The 20,109-nt window shown below is 63.3% G+C and carries 22 protein-coding genes, 2 tRNA genes and 1 other RNA gene; 14 read left to right on the forward strand and 11 right to left on the reverse strand.

Annotation, left to right across the window (positions count from 1 at the left end):
- Positions 1 to 3 precede the first annotated feature (3 nt).
- From M1D74_RS09195 to M1D74_RS09205, 3 genes are all read left to right on the forward strand, one after another.
- Positions 4 to 525: an OsmC family protein gene (locus M1D74_RS09195; protein ID WP_309070810.1), complete on the forward strand. Its 522-nt coding sequence runs from the start codon at positions 4 to 6 to the stop codon at positions 523 to 525.
- 346 nt (positions 526 to 871) lie between these two features.
- A complete protein-coding gene (locus M1D74_RS09200; protein WP_309070812.1) occupies positions 872 to 1,495 on the forward strand; it encodes a mechanosensitive ion channel family protein in 624 nt (207 codons plus the stop codon).
- On the forward strand, positions 1,485 to 1,958 hold the full coding sequence (locus M1D74_RS09205) for a globin (RefSeq protein ID WP_309070813.1): 474 nt from the start codon (positions 1,485 to 1,487) through the stop codon (positions 1,956 to 1,958). Before M1D74_RS09200 ends, M1D74_RS09205 begins: the two co-directional genes overlap by 11 nt.
- Positions 1,959 to 2,000: 42 nt before the next feature.
- On the opposite strand, the gene M1D74_RS09210 is transcribed toward M1D74_RS09205, so the two are convergent.
- Positions 2,001 to 2,672: a hypothetical protein gene (locus tag M1D74_RS09210; RefSeq protein WP_309070814.1), complete on the reverse strand. Its 672-nt coding sequence runs from the start codon at positions 2,670 to 2,672 to the stop codon at positions 2,001 to 2,003.
- A 205-nt stretch (positions 2,673 to 2,877) separates the two neighbouring features.
- Here M1D74_RS09210 and M1D74_RS09215 point away from each other — a divergent pair, with 205 nt between their 5' ends.
- Entirely contained in the window at positions 2,878 to 3,834 is a 957-nt protein-coding gene (locus M1D74_RS09215) for an acyl-CoA thioesterase (RefSeq protein WP_458115133.1), read from the forward strand.
- 92 nt (positions 3,835 to 3,926) lie between these two features.
- Here M1D74_RS09215 and ettA read toward each other — a convergent pair whose 3' ends face one another.
- From ettA to M1D74_RS09230, 3 genes are all read right to left on the reverse strand, one after another.
- On the reverse strand, positions 3,927 to 5,609 hold the full coding sequence (ettA, locus tag M1D74_RS09220) for an energy-dependent translational throttle protein EttA (RefSeq protein ID WP_309070816.1): 1,683 nt from the start codon (positions 5,607 to 5,609) through the stop codon (positions 3,927 to 3,929).
- Between the two features lie 66 nt (positions 5,610 to 5,675).
- Entirely contained in the window at positions 5,676 to 6,182 is a 507-nt protein-coding gene (locus M1D74_RS09225; RefSeq protein WP_309124060.1) for a DUF6993 domain-containing protein, read from the reverse strand.
- 35 nt (positions 6,183 to 6,217) lie between these two features.
- Positions 6,218 to 6,769, reverse strand: coding sequence for a single-stranded DNA-binding protein (locus M1D74_RS09230; RefSeq protein ID WP_309070818.1), 552 nt, complete (start codon positions 6,767 to 6,769; stop codon positions 6,218 to 6,220).
- Positions 6,770 to 6,955: 186 nt separating this feature from the next.
- On the opposite strand from M1D74_RS09230, the gene M1D74_RS09235 reads away from it, so the two are divergent.
- Positions 6,956 to 7,031: transfer RNA gene (locus M1D74_RS09235), tRNA-Arg, on the forward strand.
- A 3-nt stretch (positions 7,032 to 7,034) separates the two neighbouring features.
- On the opposite strand, the gene M1D74_RS09240 is transcribed toward M1D74_RS09235, so the two are convergent.
- Together M1D74_RS09240 and mptB are read right to left on the reverse strand one after the other, a co-directional pair.
- Entirely contained in the window at positions 7,035 to 7,445 is a 411-nt protein-coding gene (locus M1D74_RS09240) for a DUF3224 domain-containing protein (protein WP_458115134.1), read from the reverse strand.
- A gap of 55 nt (positions 7,446 to 7,500) precedes the next feature.
- Positions 7,501 to 9,012, reverse strand: a complete 1,512-nt coding sequence (gene mptB / locus M1D74_RS09245) for a polyprenol phosphomannose-dependent alpha 1,6 mannosyltransferase MptB (protein ID WP_458115135.1) — start codon at positions 9,010 to 9,012, stop codon at positions 7,501 to 7,503.
- Between the two features lie 165 nt (positions 9,013 to 9,177).
- On the opposite strand from mptB, the gene M1D74_RS09250 reads away from it, so the two are divergent.
- The 5 genes from M1D74_RS09250 to def all read left to right on the forward strand — a co-directional run bounded on the left by M1D74_RS09250 (position 9,178) and on the right by def (position 12,401).
- Positions 9,178 to 9,657, forward strand: a complete 480-nt coding sequence (locus M1D74_RS09250; RefSeq protein ID WP_458115136.1) for a hypothetical protein — start codon at positions 9,178 to 9,180, stop codon at positions 9,655 to 9,657.
- A gap of 39 nt (positions 9,658 to 9,696) precedes the next feature.
- Positions 9,697 to 10,305 (forward strand): oligoribonuclease, encoded by a 609-nt coding sequence (orn, locus tag M1D74_RS09255; protein ID WP_309070822.1) that lies wholly within the window; start codon positions 9,697 to 9,699, stop codon positions 10,303 to 10,305.
- Positions 10,306 to 10,452: 147 nt separating this feature from the next.
- A tRNA-His gene (locus tag M1D74_RS09260) sits at positions 10,453 to 10,528 on the forward strand.
- Positions 10,529 to 10,650: 122 nt separating this feature from the next.
- On the forward strand, positions 10,651 to 11,805 hold the full coding sequence (locus M1D74_RS09265) for an acyl-CoA dehydrogenase family protein (protein ID WP_458115137.1): 1,155 nt from the start codon (positions 10,651 to 10,653) through the stop codon (positions 11,803 to 11,805).
- Positions 11,806 to 11,831: 26 nt separating this feature from the next.
- Positions 11,832 to 12,401 carry a peptide deformylase gene (gene def / locus M1D74_RS09270; protein WP_309070824.1) on the forward strand — a complete coding sequence of 190 codons (570 nt, stop codon included), beginning with the start codon at positions 11,832 to 11,834 and terminating at the stop codon, positions 12,399 to 12,401.
- On the opposite strand, the gene M1D74_RS09275 is transcribed toward def, so the two are convergent.
- Together M1D74_RS09275 and rnpB are read right to left on the reverse strand one after the other, a co-directional pair.
- Positions 12,398 to 13,666, reverse strand: a complete 1,269-nt coding sequence (locus M1D74_RS09275; RefSeq protein WP_458115138.1) for an MFS transporter — start codon at positions 13,664 to 13,666, stop codon at positions 12,398 to 12,400. The two genes, def and M1D74_RS09275, sit on opposite strands and share 4 nt — an antisense overlap.
- Positions 13,667 to 13,798: 132 nt before the next feature.
- Positions 13,799 to 14,179: RNase P RNA component class A (gene rnpB / locus M1D74_RS09280), an RNA gene on the reverse strand.
- Positions 14,180 to 14,267: 88 nt separating this feature from the next.
- Here rnpB and M1D74_RS09285 point away from each other — a divergent pair.
- Positions 14,268 to 15,050 (forward strand): YaaA family protein, encoded by a 783-nt coding sequence (locus M1D74_RS09285; protein ID WP_458115139.1) that lies wholly within the window; start codon positions 14,268 to 14,270, stop codon positions 15,048 to 15,050.
- A gap of 15 nt (positions 15,051 to 15,065) precedes the next feature.
- On the opposite strand, the gene M1D74_RS09290 is transcribed toward M1D74_RS09285, so the two are convergent.
- From M1D74_RS09290 to M1D74_RS09300, 3 genes are all read right to left on the reverse strand, one after another.
- Positions 15,066 to 16,025 (reverse strand): reverse transcriptase-like protein, encoded by a 960-nt coding sequence (locus M1D74_RS09290; protein ID WP_309070827.1) that lies wholly within the window; start codon positions 16,023 to 16,025, stop codon positions 15,066 to 15,068.
- A gap of 19 nt (positions 16,026 to 16,044) precedes the next feature.
- Positions 16,045 to 16,785, reverse strand: coding sequence for a zinc ribbon domain-containing protein (locus M1D74_RS09295; protein ID WP_458115140.1), 741 nt, complete (start codon positions 16,783 to 16,785; stop codon positions 16,045 to 16,047).
- Positions 16,786 to 16,871: 86 nt separating this feature from the next.
- Entirely contained in the window at positions 16,872 to 17,762 is an 891-nt protein-coding gene (locus M1D74_RS09300; protein ID WP_309070829.1) for a Nif3-like dinuclear metal center hexameric protein, read from the reverse strand.
- 112 nt (positions 17,763 to 17,874) lie between these two features.
- Between M1D74_RS09300 and msrA the strand changes: the two genes are divergently transcribed.
- The 3 genes from msrA to epsC all read left to right on the forward strand — a co-directional run bounded on the left by msrA (position 17,875) and on the right by epsC (position 20,021).
- Positions 17,875 to 18,399 carry a peptide-methionine (S)-S-oxide reductase MsrA gene (msrA, locus tag M1D74_RS09305; protein ID WP_309070830.1) on the forward strand — a complete coding sequence of 175 codons (525 nt, stop codon included), beginning with the start codon at positions 17,875 to 17,877 and terminating at the stop codon, positions 18,397 to 18,399.
- 73 nt (positions 18,400 to 18,472) lie between these two features.
- Positions 18,473 to 19,408: a cysteine synthase A gene (cysK, locus tag M1D74_RS09310; RefSeq protein ID WP_309070831.1), complete on the forward strand. Its 936-nt coding sequence runs from the start codon at positions 18,473 to 18,475 to the stop codon at positions 19,406 to 19,408.
- Positions 19,409 to 19,433: 25 nt separating this feature from the next.
- Positions 19,434 to 20,021, forward strand: a complete 588-nt coding sequence (gene epsC, locus M1D74_RS09315; RefSeq protein WP_309070832.1) for a serine O-acetyltransferase EpsC — start codon at positions 19,434 to 19,436, stop codon at positions 20,019 to 20,021.
- The last annotated feature ends 88 nt before the right edge of the window (positions 20,022 to 20,109 follow it).

Below are 20,109 nucleotides of genomic sequence, written 5' to 3' on the forward strand. Positions count from 1 at the left end.
CCTATGAATCTTTCCGAGCATCACTATCTTGTACGTGTGGTGTGGACCGGCAACCGTGGAGAAGGCACCTCGGCATACCGGTCCTACTCCCGTGACCACGAGGTGTCCTCCGACGGTGTGCCGGTCATCCTCGGATCAGCCGACCCGACTTTCCATGGCTCCCCGGACCACTGGAATCCGGAGCAGCTTCTGCTGGCAGCGCTCTCGCAGTGCCATATGCTTTCCTACCTTCACATGGCGGTGAAGAACGGCGTCGTTGTCACTGCCTACGAAGACGCCGCCGAGGGCACAATGCGCCTCAACCCGGATGGCAGCGGCGAATTCACGAGGGTGACGCTGAAGCCGCGGGTAACTATCACTGATAGCGCGGCGAAGCATACGGCCCAGTCCATTCATGCCGACGCCGCTAGGGCCTGCTTCATCGGCAGATCGGTCAACTTCCCCGTCCAGCATGAGCCGGTGGTGATGGTAGGGGGTACCGCGGGACCGCTCAGCCAGCCGTCCCGCGAGAAAACCACAGCCTGAGCAAATTCAGCCCGTGGTCGCTCACAGCCCGGAGCGCCGCTGACGCTGCACTCCGCCTACGAGCTCGTCCTCCAGCATTCCGCGAATAGTCTCCTCCACAGCGCACACGGCACCAGTCCTCAGCGACCTTCGCCTGCCGGTACTGTTCCAGCGGCGCGGGTCCAGCGTCGTCGTACGCATGCAGGAGCGGGGCGGGCGACAGCGCGGGAGGGGAAACGGTGCCGCCGAGCACCAGAATGCGATTGCGCCCAGCCTACGACGGTAATCTTGACCTGCTCCCTGTGCCGTGGCCGCCTGTGCCGTGAACTTCCCGGACCGCGAGTGCCCCCTAAGAAAGGTTTTTCGCATGCAGTTCCTTGACCAGCTCGGTTACGGCGGTAACATCATCGCCGCCGCACTGATACTGCTGGCCGCCCTCATCCTGTGGTTGTTCCTGCGAATGCTGATCAACCGCATGGTACGCCGCGTTCAAAACGGGTACGAGATGTTCAAGAAGCCGCACTTCCGGTGGGCACAGCCGGTTCTCCGCACGCTTGATCACAAGCGCCGAATGCAGCGCGCTGAGACAATCGGGGCGTTGCTGCGAAGTACGACGGCCGTCACCATCGCCATCATCGCGATCATGACCGCTATCGAACAGCTCGGAGTCAACATCGGCCCCATCCTTGCGAGTGTCGGGATTGTCGGTATTGCGATCGGTTTCGGTGCCCGGGAAGTGATTCGGGACGCGTTTCTCGGGTTCTTCATCACGATCGAGGACCAGTACGGCATCGGTGACGTCATTGAAGTCGGCGACACAGTGGGTGTAGTGCAGTCCGTGGGCCTCCGGATCACCCGCATGGTGGATGAGAACGGCGCAATCTGGTACATCCGCAACGGTGACATCATGAAGGTAGGCAACCGATCGCAGGGAAACTACGTCCCTCCTGCCACCGACGACGAAAAGGCGGAAAAAGCCAATGAGCAGTGAAACACCCGGCCCTATCCCCATCCCGTCGCGCTTCGGCGAGCCTATCGCGCGTCTAACTCCTGTTGGCCCGCGATTCGATCAGCCTTCCTACACTGACAATTTCTATGAAGCCGTAGGTGGGCACGGCACGTTCGTTCGCCTGGTCGACGTGTTCTACGACGGTGTGGCAACAGATGTGCTCCTCCGCCCCATGTACCCGGAAGAGGATCTTGGCCCCGCCAAGGAGCGCCTGCTGCTTTTCCTGGAACAGTACTGGGGTGGACCCAAAACGTACGGCGAGACCCGCGGACACCCCCGCTTGCGTATGCGTCACCAGCCGTTCCAGGTCACTCCAGCAGCCCGCGACCGCTGGCTGAAGCACATGCGCGACGCCGTGGACTCCCTGGAACTCTCGCCCCTGCACGAGGCGACGTTGTGGGACTATTTGGAACGCGCCGCACACTCCATGGTGAACTCCGCCTGACGCCCTCAGCGGTCCGCCTCGCCAGGCTGGTGCGGTTTAGGGTTAGAGAACCGCAGCCCGCCGGACAAGGACGTGACCGGTGTCCGTGGTGAGCCGGGTCCAGCGGCCATTCGTGAATACGGCGGCCTGCTTTCCGGGAACCAGGAATCCCAGCGCGAAAGCTCCGAAAGCAGCGCCTGCGGGCAGCTCCGCGGGCGCCTGCTCGATCGGTCGGGCCCACACGACCCCCCGGGCGTTGTTGACAACGATCGCTCCGGGCGATTGCGGTACCGCCTCCGCGATCTCGCGGATGCCGTCCGAAGCCGCGGTGAGTAATGCGTCGGACGAAACGGTTCCCTGCTGCTCCCAGCCAGCCCGCGGAGGCAGAACTCCTGCCCAGATCTCGGTGACGGTCACCGGCGGCACCGGTAGGACGACGTCGTCATCCCCCATGCGCGCAAGCCGGTCGGAGACCGATGCCAACGCCACGGTGGTGTCCAGCTGGGCGGGTTCCCGAAGAGGCATGGTACGCAGGCCGAGCACAGTCGGCAGGTTCTCTCCGAGGATGCGTGGACCGAGGATGCAGACATATGCTGCCAGCACCCCGCCCACGGCCTGAAGCCGCACTGCCCCGTCCTGGGCTGCACGCGCACGTCCTACGAATGTGCGCAGATCGTGCACTATCTGTGGTTCGGCCAGTGTCAGTTCACGGGACATCGTGGAGGGGTGGGACATGGTGCAATCCTCTCACCTGCACGTCGGCGGCTTCCATTCCCGTGACTTTCCGGCAGGCCCCTACCGGCGAGCGCGGCTCCTGATGGCTCCCAGCCAGTTGAGGCGGCTCGCCGCGCAGTCTAATGTCGGTGATGGTTCCCCTGGTTACGCGCCGCACGGGAGCTGAACAGGCCCGTCCCCGCGCATCAAGGAGCTCCACATCACCATGTCCGCCGAACCCGTGCAGGATCCCACCGCTGCCCTCGTCCGACTGCTTGACCTGGACAGCGCGGCTGGGGCACAAACGGACGAGGAGATCTATGTAGCGACGCCCGTGAAGCAGCCGGGCAAGCGGGTCTTCGGAGGACAGGTCCTGGCACAGGCTCTGGTCGCCGCCATCCGGACCGTTGAGTTCGAGCGGTACGTCCATTCGATGCACGGGTACTTCCTCCGCGCAGGCGACGCCGAACTCCCCATCACTTTCGGGGTGCAGCGACTGCGGGACGGGCGCTCATTCTCCGCCCGACGCGTCCACGCCTACCAGAACGGCGTACCGATCCTGTCCATGATCGCCTCTTTCCAGCAACCGGACGACGGGATCACACACCAGGAGCCGATGCCGGTGGACCTTCCCGAGCCCGAGTCCTTGCCTTCCACCGCAGACCTCCTCGGCCGTTTCGACCACCCGGTGGCGAAAGCGTGGGCCTACGACCGCCCGTTCGACATCCGACACATCGACTCACCTCTCTACGTGGAGAACACGGGGTCCAAAGAGCCGGTGAACGCCGTCTGGATGAAGACCTTCGGCTCGATGCCAGCAGACCCGGCGCTACATCAGGCGGCCCTCGCCTATGCCAGCGACTACACGCTGCTCGAGTCGATCCTGCGCCCGCACGGACTCACCTGGATCCATCCGGGGATGAGCGTGGCCAGCCTTGACCACGCCATGTGGTGGCACCGCCCCGTACAGGTTGATGAGTGGCTGCTCTACGTCCAGGCTTCACCCAGTGCGTCGGGGGCGCGCGGATTGGCGCTGGGGAAGATCTATAACAGGGCAGGTGAACTGGTGGCTACCGTCGCGCAGGAGGGGATGGTCCGGGTGCCCGACGACGCCGGCAGCCGCCTGAAAGGTGCTGTGCAGAAGAAGCTCATGGACCAGAAGATGCGTCGCTGGAAGGCCTGAGATCCGCTTCCGCGAATGAAGGAGGGAGCGTGCTCGATGCACGCTCCCTTCTTCTGTTACCTGTTGGTCGGTGCCTACAGCTGCCGCCCGGACTAGTCGCGGGTCAGGCGGCGGTGGGTCACGCGGTGAGGCTTCGCAGCTTCGGGGCCGAGCCGTTCAACCTTGTTCTCCTCGTAGGCTTCGAAGTTGCCCTCGAACCAGTACCAGTTGGCTGGGTCCTCCTCCGTGCCTTCGTAGGAGAGGATGTGGGTGGCCACCCGGTCGAGGAACCAGCGATCGTGCGAGACCACGACAGCGCAGCCGGGGAACTCAAGCAGCGCGTTCTCGAGGCTGGACAGGGTTTCAACGTCGAGGTCGTTGGTGGGCTCATCGAGCAGCAGAAGGTTGCCGCCCTGCTTGAGCGTCAGTGCCAGGTTCAGGCGGTTCCGTTCACCGCCCGAGAGCACTCCAGCCTTCTTCTGCTGGTCCGGGCCCTTGAAGCCGAAGGCGGAGACGTACGCGCGCGACGGCATCTCAACCTGGCCGACCTGGATGTAATCGAGACCGTCCGAAACCACTTCCCAGAGCGACTTGTTGGGATCGATGCCACCTCGGGACTGGTCGACGTAGGAGATCTTGACCGATTCGCCGATCCTCAGCTCGCCGTCATCCAACGGCTCCATGCCGACGATCGTCTTGAAGAGCGTGGTCTTTCCGACGCCGTTCGGACCGATGACGCCGACGATGCCGTTGCGGGGAAGCGAGAAGGACAACCCGTCGATGAGAATGCGGTCGTCGTAGCCCTTGCGCAGGTCGTGAGCCTCGATCACCTGGCTGCCCAGGCGGGGGCCCGGCGGGATCTGGATCTCTTCGAAGTCGAGCTTCCTGGTGCGCTCGGCTTCGGATGCCATCTCCTCGTACCGTGCGAGTCGGGCCTTCGACTTGGTCTGGCGGCCCTTTGCATTTGAGCGTACCCATTCGAGCTCTTCGGAGAGCCTCTTGGATAGCTTCTGGTCCTTCTTGCCCTGGATCTCGAGGCGCGCGCGCTTCTTCTCGAGGTACGTCGAGTAGTTGCCCTCGTACGGGTAGAGGTGTCCGCGGTCCACTTCGGCGATCCACTCGGCGACGTGATCGAGGAAGTAGCGATCGTGGGTTACTGCCAGCACTGCACCGGGGTAGGCGGAGAGGTGCTGTTCCAGCCAGAGCACGCTTTCGGCGTCGAGGTGGTTGGTGGGCTCGTCGAGGAGCAGCAGGTCAGGCTTCTGGAGCAGCAGCTTGCACAGAGCGACCCGACGCCGTTCTCCACCGGAAAGCACCGTCACGTCGGCCTCCGGCGGCGGGCAACGCAGGGCGTCCATCGCCTGTTCCAGCTGGGAGTCGATGTCCCAGGCATCAGCGGCGTCGATGGCCTCCTGCAGCTTGCCCATCTCGTCGAGCAGCCTGTCATAGTCTGCGTCAGGATTAGCCATCTCTTCGGAGATCTCATTGAAGCGCTGGATCTTGCCGTAAATCTCGCCGACGCCCTCCTGAACGTTGCCGAGAACGGTTTTTTCCTCGTTCAGGGGCGGCTCCTGCAGGAGGATGCCCACGGTGTAGCCGGGGCTGAGCCGGGCCTCACCGTTGGATGGAGTGTCCAGCCCCGCCATGATCTTGAGGATGGTGGATTTACCCGCACCGTTGGGCCCCACCACACCGATCTTGGCGCCCGGGAAGAAGGACATGCTTACGTCGTCGAGAATTACTTTGTCGCCAACAGCCTTACGGGCCTTGGTCATCGTGTAGATAAATTCCGCCATAGTCCAAGGCTAGTGCGTGGTGACCCCCAGAACATATTCTCGGGTCTGCGCTCACCGGCAGGACCGCTAGCGCTGGTCTCCGATGAAGCATCGCCCGTCTGCCAGAACCGGAAGTTGCGTCACGGTCGCGACTCCGTCACGCACGTGTCCGAAGATGCAGGAGTCTCCGACGGGGGCGGCTGCGGTCATCGCATCAACTTCCAGACCAGTGGGAGTGGTGTCGATCGAAACCTCGACCGCGGCGGGGTCGACTCCCGCCGTGCCGAACGCCGCCCGCAGCGCGTCAGCATTGGGTTTGGGCGTCTGAGCCGCCGCTGAGTTCAATGCTTCTGTGACTGCGGTCAGGACGTTCGACGGCGCCTCGGATGGAGCCTTCTGTGCTGCCGGAGCCGGGCTTGATGCTGTCGGAGCTGTCGGAGCTGCCGGAGCCACGTGGAGAACCTGAGTCGGGCTTCCGGCGACCGCACCGCACCCACTCAGCCCGAGGATGATGACGCCGGCGGCGAAGCAAAGTCTCCCTGCCGAGACCGTCCCTTTGATGACCACGTCCCGCTGTGCCGTCTGTCCCCGCATGACCCAATTCTGACACGGCACAACCCGGACCTCCGCTAGAACGGGGCAGAAGCGAGCTCCTCCTCTACGTGCGCCTCGTCATCGGCATCCTGGTCCGGCTGCTCTGACGGGTGCTCGGCGCCTGTACCGGGCGGACCGTAACCTGGAGCGATTTCGCCTGTTCCGTAGTCGACTCCGGTGAAGGCGTCATCGGAGCTTGCCTGAAGCCCCGACGGATCGATCCGATCTGCGCTTGAGCGACGGTAACTCGCGGTCCCGAACAACAGATCATGACCGGCCGAATCAGCATCGATCTCGACAGTGGTGCCGCTCTTCCCCTCCTCATTGACCCAGCTCCGGACCCGGAGCCTACCGGTCACGATGATGCGGTCGCCCTTCTGAAAACTCACTCCTGCGTTTGTTGCCAGCTGACGGAACATGGAGACCGAGTACCAGTTGGTGTCGCCGTCCGCCCAAGTGTTGGTCTTCTTGTCGAAGTACCTGTCGGAGCTGCCCAGCCTGAACTTGGTGATCGGCAGGCCGCTGCCCGCTACTGTGCACTTGACATCGGTGCCGACGAAGCCGCGGACCGTCACATAGTTGCTCATTCATCATCCCTTCAGAGGTTTCAACGTACCGACGCCGATGCATCGGTACGTTCAGTCTCTGATGAGGCTGCCAGCGGGTGCGGCCCGCCGGCTGGTATGTGGAGAACGCCAGCGCAATTTGTGAGCTGTGGAGGGAATGACGCAGACTTGGAACGGCTAAACTTGTGTGGGCACTCCGTCCGCCCCGCCCCCGTAGCTCAATGGATAGAGCAACGGCCTTCTAATCCGTAGGTTGCGCGTTCGAGTCGCGCCGGGGGCACCAGAATCATTCGGAGAATTTCACCCTCAGTTCGAGGAAATGCTGGCCGGAAACGTCCTGCGAGTACTCGGCACGGCCTGCGATTCCTTCGAGCTCACCGGTCCCCGACCCCGGAATGATGTGCCCGGAGCTCGCCGCCGCGGTTCCATCCGCAAGTCCCCAGTGCTGGACGATCATGCTTCCGCGCCGGCCAAGCACACTACCAGTGAAGACCTCGGACGCCACGTACCCGGCTCCCCGATTATTGCCTGCCATAAGCAGTTCCGCCACAGACGATCCTTCGATGTCGCCGGCAAACTCCTTCGTTGCGCGCACACGGGACAGTTCACTGTCCACGCCGTCCACCTCGTAGGACTCAGGTTCCCACGTCGAGATGTCGAAGGCCGCCCGTATGACGTTTTCCTGCAGTTCGCTCATTCCCCCAGTATTGCGGCATCGAGCGCCCTTCGCATGTTCGCGCAGAAACGGCTGGTCAGGTAAGCGGAGCCTTTTCAGTTGAACGCGAGCCCCGGAAAAGCGTCCTGGTCTTCCGGTCAAGCAGCACGAGGTAGGTTGCGAACGCCACCCCTAGTACTGCGGCGAGCTGTCTGGCGGTGTGCAGGCTCAGCTCGATATAGGGGAAGATGTCGAGCTGATCAGAGATCGCATAGATCATGAAGAAGGACACCAGGAAGTAAAGAATCTTGACCTGCCAGTCGTCCCGGATACCCGTTACAGCGAACAACGGGATCAGCCACACGACGTACCAGGCCTGAATCATCGGTGCCAGAAGCACGACGGCGGCAAGAGCGAGAGCGAGCCTGCGCACCAGATGTGCGTGCTCTCCCTTGAAGACGAACCAGGTGATGAAGACCAGTGACGCGAGCGTGCCGACCTTGTGAACGATCTCTGCCCAGGACCAGCCCTCGAACCCGAGGGCATCTCCGGTGAGCGCCACGACCATCCCCAGGAATCCGATCGGCGCGTACCAGATCCATACGCTGCCCGGTGTGCTGAGAGCACCGACCCAGCCGAACCCGAAGCCGTTCAGCATCCCGAGGATCCATAGGATGCCGAGCGAGATACCGGCCGTCAGCGCCCAGTAGATGGCCTTGCGGGACCAACTCGCGCCGCGTCCCGCCCACATCAGCCCGATGAAGGGAAGGAAGATCAGGGTTATCGGCTTGATACCGATTGAGAGCGTCACGAGGAGGATCGCCGGCACGAACCGCCCACGGGCCGCAAGATAAAGAGCTGCAACCGCGAGGCCCAACATCAGAGAATCGTTGTGGATGCTCGCAATGAAGTTGGTGAGGAACAGCGGGTTTGCGACGGTAAACCAGAGCGCCCGGTTCGGATTGACGTGGTGCAGCTCTGCAAGGCGGGGCACGTAGTAAACGCATAGCGCCACCCCAACCAGGGCGATGAGGCGGAAGAGCAGTATGGACAGGTCCGGTTGCCCTCCGGTCAACCGGACGACCATTTCCTCGAGCCACAGGAAGATCGGCCCATACGGCGTCGGACTTTGCGCCCAGAGGTCGTCCGCGCCGATCTGCAGGTAGTTGGAGATCTGCGAGTAGCCGTCCTCGTACGGGTTCAGACCGGCAACCATCACCTGCCCCTGGGCGATGTACGCGAAAACGTCGCGGCTGAAGAGCGGGAGGGCGAAACACATCGGTGCGCCCCATGCGAGGGTCGCAGCCAGGATGGTGCGCCGCGACTCCGGCCCCCAATTCTCAATACGCTGGCCAAGTCTCAGCCAGGATCGCACAAGAAGCATTCCACCAATGGCGAGCAGGATGACCGAAATCACAGCACCGACGGGCTCGAAGCGTAGCCAAATAATTGCCGGCACCTGCCGGAGTTCGCGAGAAGCCAAGGAGAGCCACCCCACGCCGAACGAGCCGATCAGCATGAGCATGGAGCCGATGAAGCCCTGGATGATCGCGACCTGAGGGCGCCCTGTTTGCGCGGTCGCAACTGTGGCAGGCGCAGGGGCGGTCATTGAGGCAGGTCCGATCGTCGGTCTGGCTTGGGCGGGGCAAGGGATCGAGGTCGCTCGATTTTATCATTCGGCAGCCTTCGCAGGGCTTCGACGCGCGTCGCGGAGCGGGCAGGCAGACAGGCCATAGACTGGCGACAGTTTCCTGCGAGTACAGACGGGCGGTTGATGGCTTTGGGGCGCCACCGGGCGGAGATTCCGGCACGCGAGATAGACGGTTCCGGAGGGTCCGACGTCGTGGTGTGGGGTGGGTTCGTGACCCTCTCGGCCGGCGTCACCATGGCGGTGTTCGAGCTAAGCGTGTTGACCATTGCGTTCGTGACGGCAGCACTCGCAGGCGGATTCCTCCTCGTTTCGTGGCTGGCCGCATCGGTTTCGAGACCAGCGCCTGATTCGTCCGGGACACCGCAAGAGCCTGCGCCGCCGCCGATTACGCCAACCGCGTCCGAGACGCTCCCGTGGCCAAAGGCGGAAAAGGCACCGGTCGAGGCCGTCGAACCTGACAGCCGGTGGATAGATACCTTCGGCCCTCCCGAAACGGGCCAACTTCCCGTCCAGCGGTACCTCCGGGACAACGGGCCAGCGAACCGGCAGAGGGCTGAGGATTCTGATTCCACCCTGCCCCAGTGGAGCCATTCACGGGCCTGAGCCGGTCGGGGCCGATGGAGCACCCGGTACATTTGTCGAGTGCCAATAACAAGTGAACCCATCGTTTGGATCGACTGCGAGATGACGGGACTGGATCCCGTAACCGACGCCCTTATTGAGGTGGCGGTCATCGTCACCGACTCCGAACTGAACATTCTGGGCGAGGGAGTCGACGTCGTCATTGCTCCGCCGCCGGGCGCGGTGGAATCGATGGGCGATTTCGTGCGCAACATGCACACCGTCTCCGGTCTCCTGGAAGAGCTCCCGCAGGGAGTCACCATGCAGGAAGCGCAGGACCGGGTGCTGGAGTACATCAAGACGCACGTCCCTGATCCGCGGCGCGCCCAACTGGGAGGAAACTCCGTGGGCACGGACAGGGTGTTCCTCGCCCGGGACATGCCTGCCCTGGTTGAGCACCTTCACTACCGCGTAGTCGACGTGTCAACCATCAAGGAACTGGCTCGCCGCTGGTATCCCCGAGCGTACTTCCAGGCGCCGGAGAAGAGCGGTAACCATCGCGCACTGGGTGACATCAAGGACTCCATCCGGGAGTTGCAGTACTACCGCAGCACCATCTTCGTGCCTGGTCCGGGGCCCGATTCCGAGACCAGCAGGGCAGCAGCGCAGGATCTGCTGGCCGGAAGCTAGCCCGCCGTACCCGTCCCGGAACCGGCTCAGGGAGGGGGCGAAAAATGTACCCGGAAATGTGTGTAGAATTGTCTGCGCTGCCTCGTTCAGCCCCAGCAAGTCCGCTTAGCGGCGGATCCTGTGCGGGACGATGATTCGAGGCGCATGGTGGGTATAGCTCAGTTGGCAGAGCGCCTGGTTGTGGTCCAGGAGGTCGCGGGTTCAAACCCCGTTACTCACCCCATTGGCCCGCCGGCAGTAGCCGCAGGCTTCGGTGGCCGCCCTGCATCCTCGGGGCGGCCATTGGCATTTCTTCGGTCTGATGAGTGGTGTGCGGAACGAAGATTCATCAGAGAGGGAAGCTGCATGAAACGCACTCTGTTCGAGGAAGACCACGAGCTTTTCCGGGAAGTGGCGCAGGAGTTCAACTCGCGTGAAATTGCGCCTCATTACGCGCGGTGGGACCGGGAACACATGATGCCGCGCACCATGTGGACTGCAGCCGGGGAGCAGGGTCTGTTGGGTCTGGCCGTCCCGGAAGAATTCGGCGGAGCCGGCATGCCCGACTACCGCTTCCGCGTGGTCCTCGACGAAGAGTTCGCCCGAGCCAACCATCTGGCCGCAGGGCTTGCACTGCACCTGCATGATGACATGGTCCTGCCCCATCTGCTGGCTTACGGATCCGATGAGCTGAAGCAGCGTTGGCTCCCCGGCATGGTCACCGGTGAAGCCGTCACGTCGGTGGCGTGGACCGAACCTGGCGCTGGAAGTGACCTTCGCGGCGTGCGTACCAAGGCAGTGCGCGACGGCGATGGCTGGCTGATCAGCGGACAGAAAACGTTCATCGGGAACGGCATCAGCGGAGATGCTTCCCTGGTCTTCGCTCGCACCGATGGCTCCAGTGGACGCGGCAGCAGCGATTCATTCTCCCTGTTCATGGTTGAGAAGGGGCCGGGATACGAGACCGGCAAGCAGTTGGACAAGATGGGCCTTAAGGCCTCCGATACCGCCGAACTGTTCTTTGACAATGTCCGGGTGCCTGAAGCGAACCTTGTGGGTGAAGTGGGACACGGGCTACGGTATGTCACCGAGCAGCTGCCGCAGGCACGCCTTGCGATCGCCGTGGCATCAGCGGCCGTCGCACGCGCCATGTACGAGGCAACGGTCCGGTACACCCGGGAGCGCAACGCGTTCGGTGAACGCGTGATCGACTTCCAGAACACGCGCTTCGAGCTCGCGGACCTCCTGACCGAAGTGGAAGTCATGGAAACCTACGTCGATCGGGCAGTTCTCGCCTTCAACGATGGCGCGCTCGACGGCGTAGCTGCCGCCCGGGTGAAACTGTGGACCAGCGAGCGGGTCAAATCCATTACGGACCGCTGCCTGCAACTGCATGGCGGGTACGGCTACATTCTCGAGTACCCCGTGGCGCAGGCATTCCTGGCCGTCCGCCTGTTAAGCATCTTTGGCGGGACCAGCGAAATCATGCGCGAGACCATCGGCCGATCAATCGCCCGCTAGATCACCGGAGCAAGGAAGAGCTACCCATGCCTGTACGCCCTATCACCATCGCCGGCGAGCCCGTCCTGCACCAGCGGGCCGGGGAAGTCGAACAATTCGACGACGAACTGCGTCAGCTCATCGCGGACATGTACGAGACCATGGACGAGGCCAATGGTGTAGGCCTCGCAGCGCCGCAGATCGGCGTCGGTCTGCGCATCTTCGTCTACGGAATGGTCAATGATGACGATGTCCCGCCCCGTGGCGTGCTGGTGAACCCGACACTGGTCACCTCAAAGGTTTCTGGAGCCGAACCGGACGAGGAAGAGTCCGAAGGCTGCCTCTCCTTCCCGGGGGAAGCCTTCCCCCTGAAGCGGGCGGACTGGGTGAAAGTCAACGGGTACGACGGCGACGGCGTGCCGGTCGAGTTCGAGGCGACCGGCTGGTTTGCCCGCTGCATGCAGCATGAGTTCGACCACCTCAACGGCACGCTGTACGTGGACCGGCTCAACGCGAGGTACGGACGGCAGGCAAAGAAAGCGGCCAAGATCAACGGGTGGGGGAAGCCGGGGTTGACCTGGATGCCGGGTGTCGACCCGGACCCGTTCGGGCACTAAGGCGCAGGCGTCGGCGCCTGTTCGAGGTCTTCGAGCCGGTGGATCGATCGTAGCGGTCCGAAGATGGCCGCGATCGGAGCGGCCGTCGCCAAAAGCACCCCGACGAGGACAGCGGTTGCAATGCCCAGCGTCTGGGCCAGCAATCCGGCGAGGAGGCTAGCTATACCCAGCATCCCCCAACTGACCATCCGGGTTGCCGCTCCAAGCCTGCCCATCATCGCAGGTGGACACACCCGCTGACGGAAGCTCGTCCCGACAACGATGTTTAGAGCAATCGACACTCCCATCACGAACATCCCGACCAGTCCGATGATCATGCCCGGGCCCGGCGTCATGAGCAGCAGGGAGCCGTATCCCAGCACTCCCGGCACCATTGACCACCGCCACACCGGTCCCGAGCCCAACAGTTCGGTGAGTCGTCTCGCGCCAAGACCGCCGACTGCGCCACCCAAGGATGTTGCGGCCATCAGCAGGCCAACCCATACTTCCGACTCGCCGAGCACGCGGATCACCAGTAGCACCATCAACGACGCGACTATGCTCCCGCCGAGATTCCACAGCGCTGCGTTGAAGAGGATCGCCCTCAGCGGCGCGGTGCTGAAGGTGTACCGGAGTCCGTCGACCATTTCGGCGAATATGCGACGCTCCGCGCGGGGGGCTACCCCTTCGTGGACGTGAAGCGACGAAATCGCCGCCAGCGAAGCGATGGATGCCCCAACCTGCACCAGAAGCGCGTTGGAAGCTCCCAGAACAACCGCGAGCCAGCCCCCGATTCCCCGACCTGCGGCGTCGGCGGCAGCTCCTGAGGCGGTAACGATGCCGTTTCCCTCCACGAGTTCATCGCCGGTCAGGACCTGCTGGACCAACGCCTGGTCGGCCAGGCTGAAGAACACTGACGACGTACCGGCGATGAATGCCACCAGGAACAGCTGGGCCAACGTGAGCGCTCCGAGCCAGTACCCCAGCGGCAGCGTTGCGAGCGACACTACGCGCACCACCAGGGACCAGACGATGACCGGTTTGCGCGGCCAGCGGTCGACCCACACACCGATCGGCAGGCCGAAGAGCAGCCATGGAAGGAAAGCCATTCCCGCGAGGGCCGCTACGGCAAAGTCGCTCGCGGCGAGTTCCACTGCCGCAATGACGGGTAGAGCGACGGCGGCAACAGCAGTGCCGAAGACTCCGGCCGTGGCGGATAGCCAGAGTGATCGAAAGTTCGGGTTGCGACGCACCAAGGACGCATTCGGTGCAGTCGTCTCGGCCATTCCTTCAGGGTAATGGAACGTAATGGGTGTACAGCCGCGTTGTGGATGACGGACTGCAACGGATCCTGCAGCCTTGACTAAAGGGTGCAGTCGGTAGAACATACTCCGGCCACAGCGAGAACCGACCGAAAATGGATGGGTTGGCCGATACGCCGGGTTCTGTCCTGCCCGTTCACAGGGAACACGCAGTGGCGGCCATCCATCTACGAACGCCGTTGCCGACGCCCTCCAGCGGCCTACCCGGGCACTCGGGCGGGCAGCCCTCGAACGTGCCCTGTCTGGCCTTGCTCCGGGTGGGGTTTACCTAGCCGCGCCGGTCACCCGCCGCGCTGGTGGTCTCTTACACCGCCGTTTCACCCTTACCCCTATGGACGAACCAATGGGGCGGTCTCATTTCTGTGGCACTAGCCTGCGGGTTACCCCGAGTGGGCGTTACCCACCACCCTGCCCTGCGGAGCCCGGACGTTCCTCGGGAGAAGCCCTAGCTTCCCACGCGGCCGCCTGGCCAACCCATCCACTTCGATTCTACGTGCCCGGATTGCTTGCCCGTGCCGGGCGGCCGTCGATCCGTTCGCTGACAGGTCACGGGTACAGTATTGAGGTGCTTATTCTGCTTCCACCCTCCGAAGGCAAGACGGCTGCAGGAAAAGGAAGGCCCCTCGATCTCACTTCGCTGGCGTTTCCTGAGCTCACAGACGCTCGAGCGGAGGTCCTTGGCGCCCTGTCGAAAATCAGCGCGCACGATGATGCAAAGACCGTCCTCAAGGTGGGAGAGTCCCTCGCGCACGAGGTTCAGCGCAACATCATCCTGCACGAACTGCCCGCGGCACCCGCCCATAGCGTGTACTCCGGTGTCCTGTATGACGCTCTCGGGTACCGCACCATGACCCCTACGCAGAAGCGGAAGGCGGACGCCGCCGTCGTCGTTGTTTCGGCGCTGTGGGGCGCAGTGGGCTTTGCGGACGCGCTTCCCGCCTACCGGCTGTCGATGTCCGTGGACCTTCCCGGCGTCGGTAAGCTTGCCGCCTTCTGGCGGGAGCGCCTGACGCCGGCTCTGGACGAACGGGCCGGTGAGTCCCTCATTGTCGATTGCCGCTCAAACACCTATTCCGGTGTATGGTCCGGGCAGCCGGAGCGTACGGTGGCCGTGAACGTGTTCCAGGAGCGCAATGGGCAGCGGACGGTGGTTTCCCACTTCGCGAAGCACACCCGCGGCGAGCTCGCGCGTCACCTGCTGACGCGCCGGGGAAAGCAACCTGCGACTCCGGAAGATTTGCTTCGGGCAGCGTCAGAGCGGTGGACCTGCGAACTCGTTCCTGCCGGACCAAGGAAGGCCGCTCAGCTCAACATAGTGCTGCAGGGAGGCGAGGGGCGCCTGACCTAGCGGGTCGACCCTGGGCTACGCTTCTGGCGCAGCAACCAGCTCAATCTCAAATCCGTCGTCATTCTCAAGGTACGCGGCGTAGTGGTCCTTCCCGCCTGCGTAGGGGTGCCGGTCGGCGAACATCAGCGACCAGCCATGGCTCGCCGCGCGACGCGCGAGAAGGTCGACTTCGGCGCGGGATCCCGCATTGAACGCAAGATGGTTCACCCCCGGGCGACGGCGCTCGTGGCGTTCGTCCTGTACGTCAGGACCGGCCTCAAGCACGAGGTACGCGCCGGCCCCCGACCAGCTCGCGCCGCTGGTCCAGGTGTCCTTCGGGATGAAACCCAACCGCTCGAACAGCCACCCCAGGCTGCTGCGCGCCGATTCCAGGTCCCGCACCCAGATCTCTATGTGGTGAAGCGCGCCCGTGGGCGCGCGGGGAGCCTCGGCGACGGCGGCTTCCTCCCCCGCGACCCGAGCAGGCTTTGATTGCCCGGAGGGCTTGGGCTTCCACTCGACACCGGCCATCCCGGCATCCATCGCTTCATTCGACAGCCTGTCGGCGTCCTTGTTGCGCTCCCGCGGGATCCACTCATACCGCACCCGGCGAGGATCGACGACACGGCGGGCCTGTCCGGCCAGCTTCTGCATGTCCGCGTGCTTGATCTTCCAGCGCCCGCTCATCTGCTCGACAACGAGCTTGGAGTCCATCTTCACGAGGATGCGGCAGCGTGGGTCTATGTCGTGCGCGAGTTCGAGGCCTGCGACGAGGCCCGAGTACTCCGCCACGTTGTTCGAAGCGATTCCTACATAGCCCGCTTTCTCCACCAGGATCGCCCCGGTTTTCGGATCCCGGACCAGGGCACCGTAGCCGGCGTGCCCCGGGTTCCCGCGTGAACCGCCGTCGGCTTCGACGATGAGGAGGTCGTGCGTGGACTGTTCGGTGCTTTGATTCGGGGTCGTGGCTGAAGGGACATCGTCAAACAGAGTCACAGCTGGTTCGTGCACCCTTTCAGCTTCCCCACTCTGCAGAGCGCACAAGGATGCAGCCGGAGTCGGGGCAGAACACGACGTCGTCGTCAGCAGCACGGGAGATGTCAGCGAGGTCGCCGGGGCTGAGCTGCATACCGGAGCCTTCCGACCGTCCGTGGAACAACCGGGCCGCGCCGACCCCGCGCTTCGCCAGGGTCCGCTCGTAGATTGTCAGCAGGGCAGGTTCGAATGAGGCGGCAAGGTGATCGCGCTCTGCCTGAACTTCTGCGCGCTCAGCGTCGATTCGGGCCAGCTCAGCGTCGCGCGCTTCCTCGAGTTCGCGAAGCTCCAGCCGGACGGACTCCGAGCGCTTCTGGGCTTCGTCCCGGGTTGCCAGGGCAGACTCAACCCGCTCCATCACCTCCAGCTCAATGTCCTCGAGGTCAGATCGGCGCCGCGTGAGTGACGCCACTTCGCTCTGGAGCGCGGTGAGGTCCTTTGATGACCCGGTGCCGCTGTTCAGTCGCTGTTCGTCGCGTTCCAGCCGCGTCACAACGGCCTGAACGTCGTCTTCCGCGCGCTTGAGTTCGCGCTCAGCGTCGCCGAGGGTCGTGGCTGCTGCGACCAGTTCGGAATCTGCAGCTGCCACCTGACCGGCGAGGACTGTCAGTTCGGGATTCGCCTTGACGGCAGCAGCCTGCCGCTGCAACTGGTTGAGCTTCGAATCATGAGCCTGCAGGTCAAGAAGCCGCAGTTGTTCCGCCTGAGGTGCTTTTGCCACCGAGAGTCCTCCGCCGTCGCCAATTTCGTTGTCCGTCTACCTTATGGCACGCCGCTGGGACGTAACGCTCTGAAGCCGCCGAGGAGCTAGTTCCCGCCGGGGGTAAGGACGAAGTCCCAGGGGTCCGAGTTGACCGTACTTACCTGCACGTCGACGATGAAGCCCTGGTCGGACAACACGTTGGACAGTGCGTTGGCGGCAGGGGTCAACCAGAGCCATTCACTACCGAAATGGGAGACATCAATTAAGTAGGGACGGCCGTTCACAGCCGACTCCCGAGCCTCGAGGGCAGGGTGATGACGAAGGTCGGCGGTGACATAGACATCGGCCTGGCTTGCCCGCACCTGGTCAAACAGGTTGTCTCCGGCACCGCCGCACACCGCCACCCGCCGCACCAGCCCATGACGGTCACCGGCGACGCGCATTCCGCCGGCAACGGCCGGCAGCAAACCGAAAACGAGCTCAGCGAAGTCGCCGAGGGACGTGACCTCAGCCAGGTCCCCGACTCGTCCAATACCCTCCTCCGGCAGCCCGTCCGTTGCACCGGCAAGCGGCTGAACGTTGGCAAGGCCGAACGCGTCCGCAAGGACATCCGAAACGCCGCCCACGGCGCTGTCCCCATTGGTGTGCACGGTGACGAGTGCGCATCCGGCTTCGATGAGCCGGTGCACCGCCGCCCCTTTGGCGTGGGTGGCAGCCACCGAGTTCACGGGCTTCAGCATGAGCGGATGATGGGCGACGATCAGATCCGCTCCCCGATCAACGGCGTCGTCGATCACTGCCTCCGAAGGGTCCACGGCGAAGAGGATGGTCGACACTTCACGATCGGGACGCCCAACGACAAGGCCGACTGCGTCCCAGCCCTCGGCAAGGGATTCGGGCCATAGTTCTTCTATTGCGAGCAGAACGTCACCGACGCTGGGCCTGGATGCAGTCGCCTCGTTGAGTTCCGGGGCGCGTTCTTGATCAGCTTCCATAGCCCTAGTTTTACCAGCTTTCCGGGTTCACCCACTGTGGCTTGGCGTCCCTCCGCGCGTAACTGCTACCTGGCCCGGGAATCATTGTGTTACCGGATGCATTGTTAAGACCATGATGACTTTCGTGCTGGGTGGGGGCTGCTTCTGGTGCCTTGACGCCGTTTACCAGAAGACCCGAGGCGTTACCGATGTGGTGTCCGGCTATACCGGCGGCCATCAGCAGGATCCGGACTATGAATCGGTGTGCGCGGGGATTACAGGACACGCTGAGGTCGTCGCGGTGACCTTCGATGAAACTGTCGTTCCGGTCGAAGTGATTCTTGGTATCTTCTTCGCCTCCCATGACCCGACCACTCTCAATCGCCAAGGGTACGACGTCGGCACACAGTACCGCTCGTCAATGTTCTATCAGGACGCCGAGCAGAAAGAACTGTTCGAGCGTGCCATTGAACGTCACCAATCGGACTGGGCGAACCCCATTGTCACGGAAGTGGTGCGGCTCCCCACCTTCTATGTGGCGGAGGAATACCACCAGAACTTCTACGCGAAGCATCCCGAGCAGGGCTACTGCCAGGTGATTATCAATCCAAAGTTGGCCAAGGCCCGGAAATATTACGCTGAATGGCTGGTCGCATAGTTCTGCATCTGGTCGCTGGCTAGGCTGAGCACAGTTTTGCTTCAATTCCGGACGTAACCCAGACAGGATTCTCATGGCACCGATGTACGACGACGTTACCCAGCTGGTAGGCCGCACTCCCCTGGTACGGCTCAACCGTCTGACCGAGGGGTTGGACGCCGAGGTTGCAGTCAAACTCGAGTTCTACAACCCCGCCAACAGCGTCAAGGACCGCATTGGCGTCGCGATCATTGACGCGGCCGAGAAGTCGGGCGCCCTCAAGCCGGGCGGCACCATTGTCGAGGGCACCTCGGGTAACACGGGAATCGCGTTGGCGATGGTGGGTGCCGCTCGCGGGTACAAGGTGGTCCTCACCATGCCTGAGACCATGTCCACCGAACGTCGGGTCATGCTGCGCGCCTACGGGGCCGAAATCGTCCTGACACCCGGCTCTGAAGGAATGCGCGGCGCAGTCGACCGCGCCAAGGAAATTGTCGCCTCCAGCGAAAACGCCATCTGGGCGCAGCAGTTTGCGAATGAGGCCAACCCGACGATTCACCGCGAAACGACAGCAGAAGAAGTGTGGGCGGATACTGACGGCAAGGTCGACATCTTCGTCTCCGGCGTCGGAACCGGCGGAACGGTGACCGGTGTCGGGCAGGTACTCAAGGAGCGCAAGCCCGGTGTCCAGATTGTTGCGGTCGAGCCGGCGGACTCGCCCATCCTCAACGGGGGCACACCTGGACCACACAAGATTCAGGGTCTGGGGGCCAACTTCATCCCCGAGCTTCTGGATACCTCGGTGTACGACGAGGTCATCGATGCCAGTGTCGAAGACTCGGTGCGCGTCGCGCGAGCCCTTGGCACGCAGGAAGGCATTCTCGGCGGCATTTCCTCAGGAGCGATTGTTTGGGCCGCCCTTGAGCTGGCCAAGCGCCCGGAGAACGCCGGTAAGCTCATCGTTGCGATTGTCTGCGACTTCGGAGAGCGTTACATCTCCACCGTCCTGTTCGACGACATCCGGGGCTAGAAATTCCTTCGACAGAGAGTGGTCTGTGAGCTTCCTAGCGAGACTGCAAGAAGACCTCGAGGCCGCGCGGGCGCACGATCCCGCGGCCCGGGGGAACGTCGAGAACGGCATTGTGTATTCGGGCTTGCATGCCATCTGGGTGCACCGGTTGACGCACCGGATGTGGCAGGTTCCCGCGCTTCGGTTCCCGGCGCGAGTCCTCGCGCAGGCGGCCCGTTTCCTCACCGGCATCGAGATTCATCCCGCAGCCACAATCGGCCGGCGGTTCTTCATCGACCATGGGATGGGCGTGGTGATCGGCGGCACGGCCGAAATTGGCGATGACGTCATGATGTACCAGGGTGTGACTCTCGGAGGCCGCTCACTTGAGAAGGTGAAGCGGCATCCGACCATCGGCGACCGTGTCACGATCGGTGCGGGTGCCAAGGTGCTCGGCCCGATCACCATCGGTGCGGGGAGCGCAGTAGGTGCCAACGCCGTCGTCGTCAAGGACACGCCCCCGGACTCCATCGTCACGGGCATTCCGGCCACGTTCCGGCATCGAGATTCGGCGCGCGAGACGCTTCCGGCAGTGGATCCGGCCGAGTACATCGACCCGGCACTGTATATCTGACAAGACATATCAGCGACCACATATCTGAGGCGATATTTCTCAGATGATCAGTTCCACAACGAAGGGAGCGCCCCGGCAGGTTAGCCTG

The organism is Arthrobacter sp. D2-10 (assembly GCF_054161285.1).

Coding starts and splice junctions, on each gene's coding strand:
- M1D74_RS09205 (WP_309070813.1), top strand. CDS start 1,485: ATGAGCAGTGAAACACCCGGCCCTATCCCCATCCCGTCGCGCTTCGGC.
- M1D74_RS09300 (WP_309070829.1), bottom strand. CDS start 17,762: ATGGAAGCTGATCAAGAACGCGCCCCGGAACTCAACGAGGCGACTGCA.
- mptB (WP_458115135.1), bottom strand. CDS start 9,012: ATGACCGCCCCTGCGCCTGCCACAGTTGCGACCGCGCAAACAGGGCGC.
- def (WP_309070824.1), top strand. CDS start 11,832: ATGCCTGTACGCCCTATCACCATCGCCGGCGAGCCCGTCCTGCACCAG.
- M1D74_RS09210 (WP_309070814.1), bottom strand. CDS start 2,672: ATGTCCCACCCCTCCACGATGTCCCGTGAACTGACACTGGCCGAACCA.
- M1D74_RS09265 (WP_458115137.1), top strand. CDS start 10,651: ATGAAACGCACTCTGTTCGAGGAAGACCACGAGCTTTTCCGGGAAGTG.
- msrA (WP_309070830.1), top strand. CDS start 17,875: ATGATGACTTTCGTGCTGGGTGGGGGCTGCTTCTGGTGCCTTGACGCC.
- M1D74_RS09225 (WP_309124060.1), bottom strand. CDS start 6,182: ATGCGGGGACAGACGGCACAGCGGGACGTGGTCATCAAAGGGACGGTC.
- M1D74_RS09250 (WP_458115136.1), top strand. CDS start 9,178: ATGGCTTTGGGGCGCCACCGGGCGGAGATTCCGGCACGCGAGATAGAC.
- M1D74_RS09215 (WP_458115133.1), top strand. CDS start 2,878: ATGTCCGCCGAACCCGTGCAGGATCCCACCGCTGCCCTCGTCCGACTG.
- M1D74_RS09240 (WP_458115134.1), bottom strand. CDS start 7,445: ATGAGCGAACTGCAGGAAAACGTCATACGGGCGGCCTTCGACATCTCG.
- cysK (WP_309070831.1), top strand. CDS start 18,473: ATGGCACCGATGTACGACGACGTTACCCAGCTGGTAGGCCGCACTCCC.
- M1D74_RS09275 (WP_458115138.1), bottom strand. CDS start 13,666: ATGGCCGAGACGACTGCACCGAATGCGTCCTTGGTGCGTCGCAACCCG.
- M1D74_RS09230 (WP_309070818.1), bottom strand. CDS start 6,769: ATGAGCAACTATGTGACGGTCCGCGGCTTCGTCGGCACCGATGTCAAG.
- ettA (WP_309070816.1), bottom strand. CDS start 5,609: ATGGCGGAATTTATCTACACGATGACCAAGGCCCGTAAGGCTGTTGGC.
- M1D74_RS09200 (WP_309070812.1), top strand. CDS start 872: ATGCAGTTCCTTGACCAGCTCGGTTACGGCGGTAACATCATCGCCGCC.
- M1D74_RS09195 (WP_309070810.1), top strand. CDS start 4: ATGAATCTTTCCGAGCATCACTATCTTGTACGTGTGGTGTGGACCGGC.